Origin of the sequence: Luteolibacter sp. AS25 (assembly GCF_046736275.1) — a bacterium.
Lineage (GTDB): Bacteria > Verrucomicrobiota > Verrucomicrobiia > Verrucomicrobiales > Akkermansiaceae > Luteolibacter.
The window spans coordinates 1,089,042-1,104,599 of sequence record NZ_CP151837.1; the positions used below are offsets into that span (position 1 = coordinate 1,089,042).

14 protein-coding genes are annotated in these 15,558 nt (G+C 54.4%); 6 read left to right on the forward strand and 8 right to left on the reverse strand.

Annotated features, from left to right (window positions below):
• Window positions 1-23: 23 nt before the first annotated feature.
• The 7 genes from AAGA79_RS05035 to AAGA79_RS05065 all read right to left on the reverse strand — a co-directional run bounded on the left by AAGA79_RS05035 (window position 24) and on the right by AAGA79_RS05065 (window position 8,144).
• A complete protein-coding gene (locus tag AAGA79_RS05035; RefSeq protein WP_411827685.1) occupies window positions 24-311 on the reverse strand; it encodes a MerR family transcriptional regulator in 288 nt (95 codons plus the stop codon).
• Between the two features lie 2 nt (window positions 312-313).
• Window positions 314-1,300, reverse strand: coding sequence for a DnaJ C-terminal domain-containing protein (locus AAGA79_RS05040; protein WP_411827686.1), 987 nt, complete (start codon window positions 1,298-1,300; stop codon window positions 314-316).
• Window positions 1,301-1,347: 47 nt separating this feature from the next.
• A complete protein-coding gene (locus tag AAGA79_RS05045; protein WP_411827687.1) occupies window positions 1,348-2,700 on the reverse strand; it encodes an alkaline phosphatase family protein in 1,353 nt (450 codons plus the stop codon).
• 33 nt (window positions 2,701-2,733) lie between these two features.
• Window positions 2,734-3,708 carry a hypothetical protein gene (locus AAGA79_RS05050; RefSeq protein WP_411827688.1) on the reverse strand — a complete coding sequence of 325 codons (975 nt, stop codon included), beginning with the start codon at window positions 3,706-3,708 and terminating at the stop codon, window positions 2,734-2,736.
• A gap of 84 nt (window positions 3,709-3,792) precedes the next feature.
• Complete coding sequence (locus tag AAGA79_RS05055; protein WP_411827689.1) at window positions 3,793-5,838, reverse strand: transglutaminase-like domain-containing protein; 2,046 nt, start codon at window positions 5,836-5,838, stop codon at window positions 3,793-3,795.
• Window positions 5,839-5,841: 3 nt separating this feature from the next.
• Window positions 5,842-7,209 (reverse strand): DUF58 domain-containing protein, encoded by a 1,368-nt coding sequence (locus AAGA79_RS05060; RefSeq protein ID WP_411827690.1) that lies wholly within the window; start codon window positions 7,207-7,209, stop codon window positions 5,842-5,844.
• Window positions 7,209-8,144: an AAA family ATPase gene (locus tag AAGA79_RS05065; RefSeq protein WP_411827691.1), complete on the reverse strand. Its 936-nt coding sequence runs from the start codon at window positions 8,142-8,144 to the stop codon at window positions 7,209-7,211. The genes AAGA79_RS05060 and AAGA79_RS05065 overlap by 1 nt, the downstream gene beginning before the upstream one ends.
• Window positions 8,145-8,260: 116 nt before the next feature.
• On the opposite strand from AAGA79_RS05065, the gene AAGA79_RS05070 reads away from it, so the two are divergent.
• The 6 genes from AAGA79_RS05070 (at window position 8,261) to AAGA79_RS05095 (ending at window position 14,554) form a co-directional block, all read left to right on the forward strand.
• Window positions 8,261-8,788 carry a cob(I)yrinic acid a,c-diamide adenosyltransferase gene (locus AAGA79_RS05070; protein WP_411827692.1) on the forward strand — a complete coding sequence of 176 codons (528 nt, stop codon included), beginning with the start codon at window positions 8,261-8,263 and terminating at the stop codon, window positions 8,786-8,788.
• Window positions 8,789-8,970: 182 nt separating this feature from the next.
• Window positions 8,971-9,975, forward strand: a complete 1,005-nt coding sequence (locus tag AAGA79_RS05075; protein ID WP_411827693.1) for an ABC transporter substrate-binding protein — start codon at window positions 8,971-8,973, stop codon at window positions 9,973-9,975.
• Between the two features lie 69 nt (window positions 9,976-10,044).
• Window positions 10,045-11,430, forward strand: coding sequence for an ABC transporter permease (locus AAGA79_RS05080; RefSeq protein WP_411827694.1), 1,386 nt, complete (start codon window positions 10,045-10,047; stop codon window positions 11,428-11,430).
• Complete coding sequence (locus tag AAGA79_RS05085) at window positions 11,427-12,323, forward strand: ABC transporter ATP-binding protein (protein ID WP_411827695.1); 897 nt, start codon at window positions 11,427-11,429, stop codon at window positions 12,321-12,323. Before AAGA79_RS05080 ends, AAGA79_RS05085 begins: the two co-directional genes overlap by 4 nt.
• A 79-nt stretch (window positions 12,324-12,402) precedes the next feature.
• Window positions 12,403-13,761, forward strand: coding sequence for a type III glutamate--ammonia ligase (gene glnT / locus AAGA79_RS05090; protein WP_411828212.1), 1,359 nt, complete (start codon window positions 12,403-12,405; stop codon window positions 13,759-13,761).
• 4 nt (window positions 13,762-13,765) lie between these two features.
• Window positions 13,766-14,554 carry a creatininase family protein gene (locus AAGA79_RS05095; protein WP_411827696.1) on the forward strand — a complete coding sequence of 263 codons (789 nt, stop codon included), beginning with the start codon at window positions 13,766-13,768 and terminating at the stop codon, window positions 14,552-14,554.
• Between the two features lie 20 nt (window positions 14,555-14,574).
• Here the strand turns inward: AAGA79_RS05095 and AAGA79_RS05100 are convergent, their stop codons facing one another.
• Window positions 14,575-15,528, reverse strand: coding sequence for a hypothetical protein (locus tag AAGA79_RS05100; protein ID WP_411827697.1), 954 nt, complete (start codon window positions 15,526-15,528; stop codon window positions 14,575-14,577).
• Between the last annotated feature and the right edge of the window lie 30 nt (window positions 15,529-15,558).

A 15,558-nucleotide genomic window follows, 5' to 3' on the forward strand; every position in this document is an offset into this window, starting at 1 on the left:
GTTCCAACCTTTACGGGATATTTTTATCTCCGACGGAGCTCTTGACGGAGAACTTCCACCTCATTGGTGAGGTGGATGATCGTCTGGATGGCCAGCCAGTTCATACGGTGTTGCTGGCGTAGCGTTTCGATATGGCGGAGTCGGAGTAGAGTCTCTTCATCAAAGTGCCATTCTTTCGTGGTCTCGGAGCGGATTGGAGTGACGATGCCTTTTTGACAGTAGAAAAGTATCTTCCTCCGGGAGGACCCGGTGAGGGTGATGGCTGTCTCCAGAGGATGGGTGAGCTGTGGATCCGGTGTGATGGTTTTCATTTCTATGCGGTCCGTGGGTTGAAATTGGAGGCGGAGCGGAGTTTCTCCCAGAGTTCGCTTTGTTCGGAAGTGAGCGTTTCCTCGTTTTCGATGGAGATCTCGATAAAGAGATTTCCGGGGTTTGATTTTTTAGGAAGTCCGTAGCCTTTGAGACGCAGTTGATCACCGGAAGAGGTCCCGCGGGGGACCTTTACCTGGACGGTTTTTCCACCGGGCAGGCGGATGGGAAGTGTGGTGCCCAATGCGGCTTCCCATGGTGCCAGTGAAAGATCGTGGTGCAAATCATGGCCACTGACCCGGAAATCAGGATGGGCAGCAATGCGTATGCGCAGGAATAAGTCTCCCGGTCCACCACCGCCGTGGCCCTCACCCCCGTGGCCGGGAATACGTAGCCGCTGGCCTTCTCCTATGCCAGCAGGGATGCGGACCTCGACTGCTTCTGTGGAAGTGCGGCCGGTGGATGGGTTTGTCTTCGTAAGTGACAGGCTGCGGACGCTACCGGCGAATGCATCCTCGAGTGTGACCATAATATCGCCTTCGATGTCCTGGCCCCGCATTTTTGCGGAACCGCGACCGGGGTTGGTGGCGGAACCTCCGAATTGAGCTGCGCGGCCCGAATTCGCTCCGGAGAAATACTGCTCGAAGAAATCCGAGAAGCCGGTGCCGTCGAACTGGAATTCCGGTCCGCCGGAGCCACCGGGCATAGGGCCGCTGCTGCGCGAGTATCCTCCTGAGTTGGGAGGTGGGGGGCCGCCCTGCTGGTTCCAGTTTGCTCCAAGTTGGTCGTATTTTCTACGTTTCTCAGGATCGCTGAGGACCTCGTAGGCCTCGTTGATGGTCTTGAATTTTTCTTCGGCGGTTGATTTATCCTCGGCGACGTCCGGGTGATACTCCCGTGCGAGCTTCCGGAATGCTTTTTTGAGCTCGGGTTGGGTGGCGTCTTTGCTGACCCCGAGAGTTTGGTAGTAGTCCTGGAAAGTGGTTGGCATTTCTAAGGGATACTATTGTACCTACCCGCGTACTATCCAGCGGGAAGTTATTTTCCGGGAGGAGTTCCGGAATCGGAAAAATGGTCCAGAATGATGCGGTGGATCTCTTGTGAAGAACCGGCGCTTTCGGTGGTGCCGATGAGAACCGGTTGGAACGAATCGGGAACGTTATCGCGCCCGTGGGAGCCTTTCACGAGTGTGGCATCCATTGGGATCACGTCGAGAAGTGAGCGGATGCGGAGTTTTTTCCGTAGAAGAAATGAGGCGATTTTTAGTTTCGGGAATTTGATGGAAGGATCGATGAAGAGTTCGCACGGATCGTAGCCTGGCTTCCGGTGGATATCGATGGTGCGGGCGTAGTCGGGCGCGAGCATGTCATTCTCCCAGAAGTAGTAGGTGAACCATGAATTTTGCGTAGCGATGGCGATAAAATCACCGGAGCGATGGTGATTCCGTGGACGAATCTCTTCGATACCTGCGGTATTTTCGAGAAGTGCGCGGACTTCGTCTTTGATGGAGGGATCGTTGATATAGATGTGTGCGATCTGATGATCGGCGATGGCGAAAGCTTTGCTACCGCCACAGTCCAGTGTCTCACGGCCGAGTTCGTTCTTGATGGAGAGCCAGCCTTTTTTGCGGAACAGTCGGTTGATGTGAACGGGCGTATCGACGGGGGTGATGCCATATTCGGAAAGCAGCAGGACACGGATGTTTTTCTGCTCGTAAAAGGAGATGAGATCCGAAACCACGCGGTCGATAGCGCGGAGCTGGGTGGGGATTTCCGGCGAATCCGGACCGTCTTTCTGCAGGCAGTAGTCGAGGTGGGGCAGGTAAACGAGGGAAAGGCTGGGTTGGTGCTTTTCCTCGACCCATTTCGCGGAGGCGGCGATCCATTCCGAGGAGGGGATATCTGAGGCTGGTCCCCAGAAATTCCGGAATGGAAAGGGGCCGAGATCGGATTTGATTTCCTCCCGCATGGACATCGGCTGGGTATGGATATCGAAGTGCTTGGAGCCATCCGCGGGGTAAAGCGGGCGTGGGGTGATGGTGAAGTCCGCGGTGGAATACATGTTATACCACCAGAAGAGCTTGGCACAGGTGAATGAAGGGTCCTTTGCACGCAGGGTATCCCAGATTTTTTCGCCGTGAACGATGTGGTTGGATTGTTTCCAGAAACGTGGCTCGGCGGTTTCCCTATCATACCATCCGTTCGCGACGATTCCGTGATTTTCCGGCGGAGTGCCTGTCAGGATGGATGACTGCGCGGTGGTGGTTAGGGCCGGGAAGGAGGGTTTGTGGGATTGAATGCCGTGACATTCCGCAAAGGCGGAGATGCCGGGTGTATGCTCTCCGATGAGCGACCTCGAGAGGGCTACAATATTGATTACGGCGAGGCGCATGGATGAGGATAAAATTTCCGGACTCGTAAGGATTTACTCCATTCCCGGCTCAACACCTGGCTCTGGATTGAGAAGGAGATCGAATTCGTCCGTCCATCTGGTGGCGGATTTGTGCGATAGATGCCTCTCGATATGAGAGAGCATTCTTACTGCCGCACCCCGCTCATCGCCGTTTTTGAAGAGATCCACTTCCGACTGCCATTGAAGAACGGGGAGTGTTTCTACAATAAAAGCTTCGAACTCGGGAGAATGTTCACCGGGCTTCCGTTTTTCCTCATCCTGACGTTTTCCATTTCGCTTGGTGTTATTGGTATTATTGGTGTTCCCGCTCCAGAAATCCGCGATCAGGCCTTCGTATTTGATTCGGTTGCCCCAGCTGGATTTCAGGGCGATGAGTCTATCCGGTCTCCGGAGGTGGGGGAGTAGGATTTGATCATAAACGTCCGCGACCTGGCCTGGTGAGAAGCTCCAGTCTTCGACTTTGATTTCATTTAGCTCGTATGCCTTGGCGAAGACTGTGCCGACGACGTTCTGCTGGAGTATATTGTTGTAGGGGGCCAAATCTTCCACTTGCGACATGATTGAATCGAGAATGCGTGCAGCTTCGACGCCGATTTTCTCCATGTCCGGTTCGTTTGAAGCTGCATCAAGCGTGAGGCTGAGCCAGCGCAGTTGCTGGCGTAGGGCGATACGAAAATATTTATCGTTGAGACGGTCGCGGTTGTTGGTTTTCCACTCGCGGAAGTCGCTGGAAGACTTGCCCTGCTCCTCGAAATTTATCAGTTCCTCGCATTTTAGATAGAGGTCGATCACCGCCTCGTCACTGACGATCGCTGATTTGAAGGCGGATTGGGCCACGCGGAAGCGGGAGTCCACCTTGCTGTAGGCTTCGTTCTGAATCTCGGCGAGTCTATCGAGAAGCGCCTCGCGATCGGAGTCCGTCAGGTTCTCGGCCGGCAGAAGTTGGGTGGAAATGGCAAGAAGTATGCCGATGAGGTGGGTTTTCATTTCTAAAGATAAATATCCATAACTTCGGCAAGTGCCAAGAAGTAAGGAGGATTGGAAAGTGGATGGATCCTGTGAACCCGGAGTTTAGCGCTTACGGATTTGAGCGGAAATCTCCTTGGTGAGTGCCTGCAAGCGGATGAGCAGGTGATCGCTGCCGGGAGTGGGATCGAAGCGGAGGCGCTGGTGGATATCGAGAGCTTCAGGGAGGGCTGCGATATTCAGAGTTGAAAGCTTTTCCAGCCAGGAGGCTAGTGGTTCACCCTGGGGGCGTGGGCCCAGGATTTTGCTGGCCGGGCGCTCAAGCGAGTGGAGAGGGGTTATTGGGACCGGGCCGGTGGTGTAGTGCTTCCGGGCTGGGCTTGTGGATTTGATGCGTGATCTCCATAGGCGGTAGGCGATGAATACGAAAACGGAGAGGCCGATGGACCACATGACGATTGTGGCTCCGAGGCGGTTGGCCGGGCGGTTTCTCCAGAGGAAAAAGTCTTCGCGGAAGCGTTGGAAGGAATCGGCGAACCACCGTGATTCTTCTTCGTCCCCCAGCTCCATGGGGAGCCATTGGGCGGGGGTGGAATCGTAGTCGATCCACTCGCCGGATTGCTCATCCCAATATCGTGTCCACGCATGTCCGTGTATGCCGCGGATTACGAAATCGTTGTGTTTCGGGTCTTTCTCAAGAACGGCGTAGCCTACGCAGTAACGAGCGGGGACCCCGGCTGCGCGAAGAAGCAGAGTGCTGGCGGTGGCGAAGTATTCGCAATGGCCGCGCTTGCCGGTGGTGAGAAATTTCTCGATGGCTGAGGGGCGGGTGGCTCTTGCGGGGCCGATGGTGAGGTAACGGGTGTATGAAAACTCGGAAACGAAGAATTTCCGCAAGCGGGCGATCTTCTCCTTGGTGGTGGGTAGGTTTTTCAGGCCGAGTTCGGCGACGATGCGCTGGATGCCTTCCCGCTCGATGGAGCTTATCGCGAGATCTTCCTTAAGCCAGGGTTCGGCGTCGGGGGAGCTATCGTCCTTCCAGCGGATCGCGCCTTCGATAATCGATTTTCTGGGGAATACGCGGACGGTTCCAACGGGATTGATTTCGATACCATCCAGCTCGAAGTCGCGGAGGCTCGATGAGGTGGCCGGCAGTGGGAGAGGGGCTTCCGAGCTTGATGCTCCGCGGATCTTAAACGAGGGGAGCGGGCGGGAAATTTCCGCAGGGGTCATATTTTCGCGGAGGAGGAACCGTGATTCACCATTGGGCAGAGGGATGGCTGTGAGGTCCCGGAAAGATGTTTCATCCTCAACCAGGGGATCCGGGAAATCATTTCTCCAGACGATGCCCTTGTAGCGGTTGTAGGTGGCGAGGCGCAGGAGCTTCGGTGGCGATGTGCCGGGTGCGGGGGTGAGTCGCCAGAGCATTTCCGGTGATTGTTTGAGTTTCCCGAGGGAGCCGATGGCGGTTTTATTGGCGGTGGGATCTGTGCTGGGGTAGCCGCCTTCCAGGGAGCGGTTGGTGGCCCAGTGGTAGAGTTTTTTCATGCCGAGCTGCCCGCTGAAGCCGAGGATGCTGGCCATGACAACAACGAGAACGAGTGCGAATGGACGGATGCTGAGTCGGGAAAATATGAGCCATCCGGCCAGCAATATGATGCATGGAAAGAAGATGGTCTGGTCAGCATATCTACCGAGCCCGGCGGCCATGATGGCGACGACGAAGTAGACGTTCCCGAAGTTGAAATGAATGACGGAGTCCGCGTGGTTTAGTCGTTGGTTCCGCTGGCGGTGTAGCTTTGTGAAAAATGAAAAGCTATTGAGCGCCATCCAGTTGCGGAGGCCGTAGCTCTGCACAAACTGGAGCGGGAAGAGTAAAATGGGTAGCCAGGTGAAAAGCTTGGGAACAGCTGTGTATCGGTCTCCGTCCAGCCAGATGAGTGTGCCGGTGATGACTGTGAGAAGCATGCTGATACGCCAGGCGCGGGAGCAGGCGGTTGAGCGGAAATCCCAGCGGAGTTTGATCCAGTTCGCACCTTCAATCAAAAGTGCTGCGATGAGTCCGAGAAGCGGATTTCCCGACATGGCACCCCAGAAGAGAAGAACTGCGCCGAGGAGCAGTCTGGGTGGGGATTGGACTTCCGGGTGCATACTTTAGTTTGCGGCTGAAAGGTGAGTTGGCAAGCGGAGGAGATCACGGGCGATTTCTCGGGCGTCCAGCCAATGGCCGATGGTTCCTTCCGGTGCGGGGCCGTTGCCGATGACGAGAGGGACGCAGGGGATACCGGCTTTTAAGAGGCTTTTCACGAAGTCCTCTCGGCTGGTATCCCATCCGTTGAGGATGAGTAGGCAGGATGTGACGCTTTCCTTATGGCTGCGGACGGATTTGGAAAGGGTGGCGAAGTCTTCGGCGGGATCGATCTGGACGGCGGCCAAGGCTTCCAGGAGTTTATCGGTGCGCTCCATGTTTCTGCCGGCGGTGACGGTGTAGGTTTTCCCGGAGATGAACATGAGGTCCAGCAGGGATTCCGTTTGATCGAGCGCGACGATGAAGGAGGCTGCGATGGAGACAATTTCCTCGAAGACCTGCTCATCAGCGGAGCCGGGGAAGGTATCGATAACGAGTGCGTAACGCGGATAGAATGTGTCTTCCAATTCCTTTACGACGGGCCGGCCGGTGTGTGCCCAGCTTTTCCAGTGGATAAGGCGGAGGGGATCGCCGGGGCGGTAGTCGCGTAGTCCCACGAATTCGCCGGAACTGCCGATTGCATTGCTGGTTTCCTCTCCTCCGATACGGAAAGCGGCGGAGCCAGGCATGACGATGGGAGGAAGACGATACCGCTTCGGCAGGACTACGAGGCTGCTGGTGGGGGCGGTGATGAGTTTGTTTTTCTGGAAAAAGCCGAGTGGATCGGGGAGTTGGGCGCGGATTTTTTCCATGGGGATGACCCCGCGCCGGAGTGGGGTAAGCCTTAGGGTGAGGCGGGTGGTCTCGTCTGGATCCAGATCGACCGGGGAAGCTGATGAATCGATCTGGAATGTTTTTTTTCCGCTTAGCAGCCACTGCCAGCGGTAGAACGCCATCATTCGGTCGAAGATGTTTCGCTTCTCTTCGCCGGGTTCCGGAGTTTGGGAAAATTCGCGTAGGGTGGGGCGGGGATCGGCAGGGGTTTGCGCGATGAGGGCGGCGCGGACTTTGTATTTCCCGATGTTTTTTAAGGAAACGGAATAGGAGATTTCTTTTCCAACTGTTGCCTGGCGGGGGAGTTGGAATGTGGCGGAAAGCCGGGCCCGCCGAAAGATTACCCAGAATAAGGCGAGCGATACCATGCCTAGGGAAAGGCAGAAAATCTGGAAAATAGAGTTTCTGGGCTGGCCGATGCTCATGAAGCTGCCGAGCGAAACGATCAGGAGTGCGCCGATACCCGCGGGGCGGATACGCATGGAGAACCAGTGCTGGACGGCAGATCCCCGGTGATAGAGGAAATGCAGGATGCGAAATCTGACCGTGGCGTGGCTCATTAGACCGGGGCCGGAGTATTGGCTACGAGATCGGTGACGAATTGTCGGGAGTCTGTGCCGGAGTATTTTGATTCAGGCGATAGAACGAGGCGGTGGGCGATGACATCGACAGCTACGGATTGGATGACTTCCGGTGTGACGAATTCGCGGCCCTCGAAAAGCGAGATGACCTGGGAAATTTTCATTAGGGCGAGCGAGGCGCGCGGGCTGGCGGCGAGCTGGATTTCCGGGACATCACGGGTGCCGGCGACGAGTGCCACGCAATAGGCGCGGAGTTCATCGCTGAAGCGGATGTTCCGGGCTGCGGCGGAAACTTCGAGGATCTCCTCGCGGGAGAGGACGGGTTTCAGGTTGTTTAGCGGATGACTGTCCTGCTGATCACTGAGAATCCGAGCTTCTTCCGCCGCACTGACGTAGCCAAGCCTGCACTGCATGGCAAAGCGATCCATCTGGGCTTCGGGAAGGGGGTAGGTGCCACGAAATTCAACCGGGTTCTGAGTGGCTATGACGAAAAATAGACCATCGAGATCGTAGCGTGTGCCTTCTACTGTCACCTGTCGCTCGCCCATGGCTTCGAGCAGCGCGCTTTGGGTGCGGGGAGATGCGCGGTTGATTTCATCTGCCAGAAGTAGGTCAGTGAATACGGGGCCGTGGTGGAAACGGAATTCCTGAGTGGAAGGGTCCAGGATGGAAACTCCGAGGATATCGGAGGGGAGAAGATCCGGAGTGAACTGAACGCGACGGAATTCCGCTCCGCCGATGGCTTTTGCAATCGCTTTGGCCAAAGTGGTTTTCCCTGTGCCCGGATAGTCTTCGAGCAAAACGTGGCCACCGGAGAACATGCAGGCAAGGACTCTACGGATCGTTTCCTGCTGCCCGCGGACCACCTCACATACCGCCTGTTCCAATCGATTCGCCAACTCCGTTTCTCTCATAAGTATCGGTAAGCTTTGTAGGGTTACGGGATGGTTTCAACGTCGATCTTTCAGTCTTTTGTTTTCTGGCAAGGTTTCTGAATTTTCTTTTTGCTGAATGCAGGTAGTTTCCAGCCATGAGTATTATCACCCGGCGCGGAGATTCCGGAGAAACTGATCTGATGTTCGGGAAGAGAATTTCCAAGACATCCCTACGAATCGAGGTTTTGGGTTCCGTGGATGAGTTGAACGCGGCGCTGGGCCTTGCGAGAGCAGCGGGTGCCGGCGAGGAGGCAGTGGCGGTGATTGATCGGGTGCAGAATCTGTTGTTTTCTCTGATGGGGCAGCTGGCCTGTTTGCCCGGGGACTCCGGGAAATATGTGGAGAGCAAATATCCGGTGGTGGGGCAGGAGGATCTCGATTGGTTGTTTGAAACAGCCAGAGAGATTGAAGGCAGGGGGCTAAGATTTACTCATTGGGCAGTTCCCGGAGAAGAGGGCTCCATGGCGAGGGCGCATTTGGATTTTGCGAGGACAGTTTCCAGAAGAGCTGAAAGGAATGTCCTGGCACTTCACGAATCCGGGGAGGAAATCCCGGAGGTGGTCCGCTTGTTTTTGAACAGGCTTTCGGATGCCCTATGGATTTTGGCGCGGGTGGATAAATGACAGGCGTCCCCCGTTTTTTTACGGGAAAGGTATGTTCGCTATTTCTGCAAAATGGGTTTGAAAAGCAATTAGAGCGGCCCTGCAGGTCAATAGTGGCACGGCCGTTGCTCAGTGGGGTATGAAGGTTTCTTGATTTGTTCATATTTGAACAGGGTGCCGGGACCTAATGCACACATACCATTATGAAGTTTAAATTAAATTGGATGAAGGGGCTGCTGGCGGCCGGAGTTTGCGGAATGGTCGGCATGGCACAAGCGGGTGCCGAGCCACTGAAAATCGGATATTCGGATTGGCCGGGCTGGATTGCCTGGGAAATCGGGATCAAAAAAGGCTGGTTTGAAGAAGCCGGCGTAGAGGTTGATTTTGTCTGGATGGACTATGTCGAATCCATGGATGCATACGTCGCCGGTAAGGTTGACGCTGTTACCATGACCAACGGTGACGCACTCGTTACCGGCGGAACCGGCAAACCTTCCGTAGGTATTATCATGAACGACTTCTCGAACGGCAACGACATGATCGTTGGCGCTCCGGGGATCAACTCACTTGCTGATCTCAAGGGTAAGAAAGTTGGTGTTGAAGAGGGCTTCGTTTGCCATCTCCTGCTCCTCACCGGGCTGCAGAAAGAAGGAATCGATCCTGCCGAAGTAGCAATCGTTAATACACCTACAAACGAAACTCCACAGGTTCTCCAAGCGAAAGCCGTGGACGCAATTGGTGCGTGGCAGCCGAATTCCGGTCAGGCACTCAAATCCGTTCCAGGATCCAAGCCGATTTTCACATCAGCTGACGCACCGGGTATCATTTATGACCTTCTCTATGTATCTCCGGAGAGTCTCGACTCCCGCAAGGAAGATTGGGCCAAGGTGGTGACCGTTTGGTATAAAATCGCTGAATTCATCCGCGACGAAGAGAATCTCGACGAGGCGCTGGAAATTCTTTCCGCCCGCGTAGGTATCAAGCCAGAGGAGTATGAGCCGTTCTTGAAAGGCACTTACATCCTTACACTGGATGAAGCTCTCGAGCGTTGGGAAAACAAAGAGGGTCTCGGCTCTGTATACGGTTCTTCCAAGGTTGTTGATAAGTTTAACGTGGATTTCGAAGTCTATGAGAAGCCTCTCGATATCGAGAAATATCTCAATCCATCGCTGACCAAGGCATATGCCGAGTCACTGAAATCCGAGTAATCTCTCTCCGGGCGGGAGGCTGACGAATAGGTCTCCCGCCCTCATTTTCTCCTTAAATTTTCATTACCAATGGGCTTTTCCCGCATATTTTCCGGTTGGTTCCGCATTCGCACGGATCTCTCGCATGGTCGCCGCTTGTTTCTGACAGTGCTGTCATTCTGCCTGCCTGCGATCCTTTGGTGTGCGGTATCCTACGTGCCATGGATCTGGCATCCGGATGTGAAAATTACAGTGGCGGCTTCCCGTGAGGGTTCCTCGACTGTGCTGACTGCGGGAGATCATTTGCCCAAAACCTATTTCCCAAAATATGTGAACGATGTGCGCGAGGAAAACGCCTCCGAAAGGGAGGGTTCCAAGCGCAAGAACCAGAAGATCCTCCGCCAGCTAGCACCGCTACTGGTAGGTGCCGGATGGTTGGACGATGCTGATGGTCAGAACGATGAGGCCATCTATGAGCTGTGGGGTAAACTTGCCACCGGCGAGAAGTCCCTCCCAATTCTCAACGATGAGAACCTTGAAGTCGTGAGGGAGAACTGGACTGTTCTTTCCGCCAACTCACCGGTTTTCAGCTATAAACTACTACCGGAAGAGCCTTTGCTGAAGCTCGTCCCACAAGGGAAGCCGGCAAACCCATCCTACCTTCCCGCGCCTGATGAGGTGTTGAAAACCGGATGGAAGGATTTCACCTCACCGCCCCGGAACGATGGAGCGACAATGAGGGAACGCTATTTCAAATCCCTCGGGATTATTTTTCGAGGCTTTCTCTGGGCCTGTTTGATCGGTGTGCCGATCGGTATCCTTTGCGGAACCTACTCCTTTTTCTCCACGCTTTTTGAGCCGTTCACGGATTTCTTCCGCTACATGCCGGCGCCAACGTTCAGCACCTTGCTGGTGGCTGTTCTTGCCGCAGGGGATCAGCCGAAAATCGCTCTCGTATTCATCGGGACGCTGCCGCACATGATTCTGATGATTTCCAAAACCACGCGTTTGCTGGATCCATCCCTTCTGGAAGCCGCCCAAACCCTGGGCGCCAAGCCCGGTCAAATGATAGGCAAAGTGGTGCTCCCGGGAATTTCCCCGAATCTTTACAACGACTTGAGAATCCTGCTCGGCTGGGCATGGACCTGGCTGGTGATTGCCGAGTTGATCGGCGTGAAAAGCGGCCTCACTGAAGTGATTGAAACGCAAGGCCGTTTCCGCAACTTCGACCGTGTGTTTCCAGTGATTATCCTTATCGGAATCACAGGCTTTGTGACCGATCAGATACTTGCCTGGTTCCACGGGATCCTGTTCCCGTGGGCTGGTAAATCCGGACGCATTTCCCGGGCTGTCGCCAGCTTTGTGACATGGCCGATCCGCACAGTGGCTGCAGGGGCACGTGAGCGTGTGCTGCTAGATGAGCTGGACCGTGAAGCACGTAGAAACCAAAGAGAAAAACTATCTATAGAACCATGATTGAGGTAACAAATATTCCATCCTATAGGGAGCAAAGTCCTGAAGTAGCCGCCCGTTTTTCGAGGCTGGTGGAGCGCCCTGTTGCCCTAGAGGTAAAGGGGCTCACCAAGCGGTTTGAGTCATCCCGCGGGATTGTGACAGCTTTGGACAACGTATCGTTTTCCGTCCACAAGCGTGAGTTTACCTGCGTTATCGGTCCGTCCGGTTGCGGAAAATCCACGCTTGTGAGAATCCTGGCCGGGCTGGAAACAGCTACTTCAGGAGAAGTCCTTGTCGGCGGGAAATCCGTCAGCGGCCCGGGTCCGGATCGCGGCATGGTTTTCCAAGGATACACACTCTTCCCATGGCTTTCCGTGAAGGAAAATGTGATGTTCGGACCTCGGGTTTCCGGGACTTCATCCATCGCCGCAGAGCGGGAGGCCAGGCAGTGGATCGATCTGGTGGGGCTTAGTAAATTCGAGAACGCTTATCCGCACCAACTTTCCGGCGGAATGAAACAGCGTGTGGCTATCGCACGTGCACTGGCGAATCAGCCGAAGGTCTTGTTCATGGATGAGCCGTTCGGTGCGCTGGATGCGCAGACACGCGCCGAGATGCAGGCTTACCTCCTGGAGATCTGGAAGAACGTGGATATTACGATCGTGTTCATCACGCATGACCTGGATGAGGCTGTTTTCCTTTCCGATAGGATTCTGGTGCTGGATGCAAATCCCGGCCGTTTCCGTGAAATGGTGGAGGTGCCGGTCCCTAGGCCAAGGGCCAGCGAGCAGATTTTCGATCCGACATTCGTGGCAACGCGGAAGCATATCGAACACCTGATACATCCTCCCGGCCAAACGAAGAAAGAGGCTCCGGTGCTGAGAATGGCACGGCCGGATCCGGATGTGATCTAAAAAATTTTGAGGGAACCAAACGAATGGGCGGACTGCTGTCCGATCTGTTCATACTTTTTTGCTAAAACTTATGAATACAATGAACGAAGAAAAAATTACGGCGCTGAAGAATGATCTAAAAGCGAAGGGTGTGAAATACTGTGTGGGCGCATATGTGGACATCCACGGTGTGCCAAAAGGGAAGTTTGTTCCCATCGATCACTTCGAGCATTTTGCTTCCGGAAGTGAGCTATACACCGGCTATGCGCTGGATGGTCTTGGCCAGAAGCCGAATGACGATGAGATCGCGTCCGTGCCGGATCTGGATGGCTTGATCATCCTTCCGTGGAACAAGGAAGTAGCCTGGTTTCCTGCGGACAACACATTCCATGGCGAGCCATATGAAATCAATACACGGGTCGCTCTGAAGAAGCAGCTGAAGAAGGCCGAGGAAATGGGCTTTGGCATGAATCTCGGCATCGAGTGCGAACTGTTCATCGTAAAATATACTGAAGACGGGAAAATGGAGATCCCGAACAGCGACGATAACATCACGAAATCCTGCTACGATGTGAAGCGCTTCATGGATCGCTACACTTGGCTCGATAAGGTTTCCACAACGATCAATGATCTTGGCTGGGACCTCTACTCATTGGATCACGAGGACGCGAATTCCCAGTTCGAGTTTGATTTCCAATACTCGGATGCTCTGACGATGTGCGATCGATTCATCTTCTTCCGCCTGATGGCGAAGCAATATGCCGCTGAAGAAGGATTGATGGCGACATTCATGCCGAAGCCATTTGCCGATAAGACCGGAAGCGGCGCGCACTTCAATATGTCGCTTTTCGATAAGGAAACCGGAGAGAACCTTTTCAAATGCAGTGTGGAAGACGATCCGCGCGGTCTGGGAATGACCAAGCTCGGCTACCAGTTTATCGCTGGTATCCTGAAGCACGGCCCGGCTCTTTGCGCTACTTTCGCGCCGACGGTGAACAGCTACAAACGTCTCGTCCGCAAAGGCCTGATGTCTTACTATTCATGGGCTCCTGTTTTCAATAGCTACGGGAAGAACAACCGCACGAATTCGGTGCGTGTGCCTATGGGTGGCGGTCGCTTTGAAAGCCGCAATGCGGATGCCGCGTGTAATCCGTATCTCGCCGCTACACTGGCACTTGCAGCTGGTTTGGAAGGTATCCGCGAGAATCTCGATCCAGGCCCGGCCATGGAGGAGAATCTCTATGAGTGGACTCCACAGCAGCTAGCTGATTCCGGTATCTGTGAGCTTCCGCAAACTCTTGATGAAGCGGTGGATGCATTCGCTGCAGATCCATTTGTGACCGAGATTCTCGGCCAGGAGCTTCGTGATGAGTTCATCAAATACAAAAGCGAGGAATGGCGCCAGTATCACCAGCGCGTGAGCCAATGGGAGGTGGATACCTACGCTAGAATGTTCTGATGTTATGAATCCGGTAATATTGGAAAATCTGGCTAGTCCGGACATCGCGAAACTACGCGAAGAAAACGGCGGGATGCTAATCCTGCCGATGGGGGCCACTGAACAACATGGCCCCCATCTCCCGGTGGGCATGGACACATTATTAGTGGAAAAGGTCTGTCAGGCTGCTTCCGCTAAGACGGGTGTCCCGGTGATGTCAGCGCTCAGGTTCACTGTTTCACAAGGGCATACTCCGAAGTGGCCAGGGACTTTCTCCCTGTGTCATGGCACATTTATCAGCACCCTGAGGGAGCTGGCCGGATGGGCGGAGGCAACGGGGTGGAAGCGGCTGATGCTGGTGAATTCTCACTTCGGCAATGATGCGGCTGCACGAGTGGCGGTGGATCAGATCCGTCTCGAATATCTCGGGAAGTTACAGATCGGGTTGAAGCATGTGTTTCAACTGGATGATGAAATCTGGAGTGCCTACACGGATGATGCTGATGATTTACATGCGAACCGTGCTGAAACTTCGCTGATGCTACATCTATATCCGGAACTGGTAATGATGGATCGGCTATCGACCAGTGATGATGCTGATCGGACCCGCGATACCGTATTTTCCTATCCGGTAGCCCAAACCAGTCTCAATGGAGTCACTGGGAAACCATCCGACGCTACTGCGAGGGAAGGTGCCGAGCTATTTGAACGGATGACGGATCGACTCAGTGAAATCCTGGAAATAGGGAAAAAGGAAACTCCGCCCCTTGATGAGGCGGAATGGAAAAATTCGATGCCGGAGCGATTGGTCTGACCCAATCGGGCCATCCGCGGCTAAGGCTTGAACCATTCAACCTGGCCGTCGATGGCGCGGTCCGGCCATTTTTTCATCTGTTGACGGAGGTCCTTGAGTATCCACATTTCATCCTCGAGTCTCATTTCCACACGGTAACGGACGGATTCAATTTCATCGTCCTGCATGCCCGAGAGTGTGACTGCGACTACGGCGGACCTATCGGTGCGCTCAAGCACATCGAAATCGTAGGAGTTCGGTTGCTCCACGTCTTCACCTTCCTGAATTACCTGCATTTCAAGAAGCATTGCAAAAGCCGCAGATTTTGAGTCCTGGGTGGCAGGTGTCATGGCGATTTTCCTCGGCAGCTTCATCACCCCCCAAGCGTCGTTGTCCAGCGGGATAACTCCCTCTTCCAGTCTATCCATCGCACGGCTCAGTTCGTCGGAAAGAACTACGATTTTCGGAGCGGCGGCGGTTTTCAGGTCCAGGAGAGTCGGGAGAAATCGCTGGGAAGTCTGAGCGTTTGTGGCGATTGGCTTGTTCTGGGCTTTTTCCGCCGCGCTTGCCTTTTCGTCCTCGTTGAGGAACTCGTAATTTTTCTCGAGAGCTTGGATGATCTTTCCATCTTTGAAGTAGATGCGGTGCTCGGTCACATTGTCCTTCGTTTCATTCTCCTTCTGGGTGAATGTCCAGTAAGAGCTGTTTTCAAAAAGAAAAATAGGATCGCCCGCGGGGTTGTAATAAATTTCCGTGGAGCTTCCTCCGTGGTCGCTGGTGACGAGGGAGAGGACGGACTTGCGTAATTTTCCTCCACCTGAGCCACGTTTGAAATCTCCTTCCACGATGTCCTCGAAGGGAGGTTTGAGAGTTTCCCATTCAAGGTCGGCCTCGTTTATGATCGCGTATTGCTCGCGGATCTGGGCGATTGAATCGTCAACGGGAGCTGCCAGGGTGACGCTGGCAGTGGCGAGGAGTAGAATTCCGGATTTCATTTTATGTGGGAGTAATACCATGCGGACAGG

What these genes read in the sequence shown, in the direction of transcription:
- AAGA79_RS05035 (WP_411827685.1), bottom strand. Translation starts at nt 311, where the DNA reads ATGAAAACCATCACACCGGATCCACAGCTCACCCATCCTCTGGAGACA.
- AAGA79_RS05040 (WP_411827686.1), bottom strand. Translation starts at nt 1,300, where the DNA reads ATGCCAACCACTTTCCAGGACTACTACCAAACTCTCGGGGTCAGCAAA.
- AAGA79_RS05045 (WP_411827687.1), bottom strand. Translation starts at nt 2,700, where the DNA reads ATGCGCCTCGCCGTAATCAATATTGTAGCCCTCTCGAGGTCGCTCATC.
- AAGA79_RS05050 (WP_411827688.1), bottom strand. Translation starts at nt 3,708, where the DNA reads ATGAAAACCCACCTCATCGGCATACTTCTTGCCATTTCCACCCAACTT.
- AAGA79_RS05055 (WP_411827689.1), bottom strand. Translation starts at nt 5,838, where the DNA reads ATGCACCCGGAAGTCCAATCCCCACCCAGACTGCTCCTCGGCGCAGTT.
- AAGA79_RS05060 (WP_411827690.1), bottom strand. Translation starts at nt 7,209, where the DNA reads ATGAGCCACGCCACGGTCAGATTTCGCATCCTGCATTTCCTCTATCAC.
- AAGA79_RS05065 (WP_411827691.1), bottom strand. Translation starts at nt 8,144, where the DNA reads ATGAGAGAAACGGAGTTGGCGAATCGATTGGAACAGGCGGTATGTGAG.
- AAGA79_RS05070 (WP_411827692.1), top strand. Translation starts at nt 8,261, where the DNA reads ATGAGTATTATCACCCGGCGCGGAGATTCCGGAGAAACTGATCTGATG.
- AAGA79_RS05075 (WP_411827693.1), top strand. Translation starts at nt 8,971, where the DNA reads ATGAAGTTTAAATTAAATTGGATGAAGGGGCTGCTGGCGGCCGGAGTT.
- AAGA79_RS05080 (WP_411827694.1), top strand. Translation starts at nt 10,045, where the DNA reads ATGGGCTTTTCCCGCATATTTTCCGGTTGGTTCCGCATTCGCACGGAT.
- AAGA79_RS05085 (WP_411827695.1), top strand. Translation starts at nt 11,427, where the DNA reads ATGATTGAGGTAACAAATATTCCATCCTATAGGGAGCAAAGTCCTGAA.
- glnT (WP_411828212.1), top strand. Translation starts at nt 12,403, where the DNA reads ATGAACGAAGAAAAAATTACGGCGCTGAAGAATGATCTAAAAGCGAAG.
- AAGA79_RS05095 (WP_411827696.1), top strand. Translation starts at nt 13,766, where the DNA reads ATGAATCCGGTAATATTGGAAAATCTGGCTAGTCCGGACATCGCGAAA.
- AAGA79_RS05100 (WP_411827697.1), bottom strand. Translation starts at nt 15,528, where the DNA reads ATGAAATCCGGAATTCTACTCCTCGCCACTGCCAGCGTCACCCTGGCA.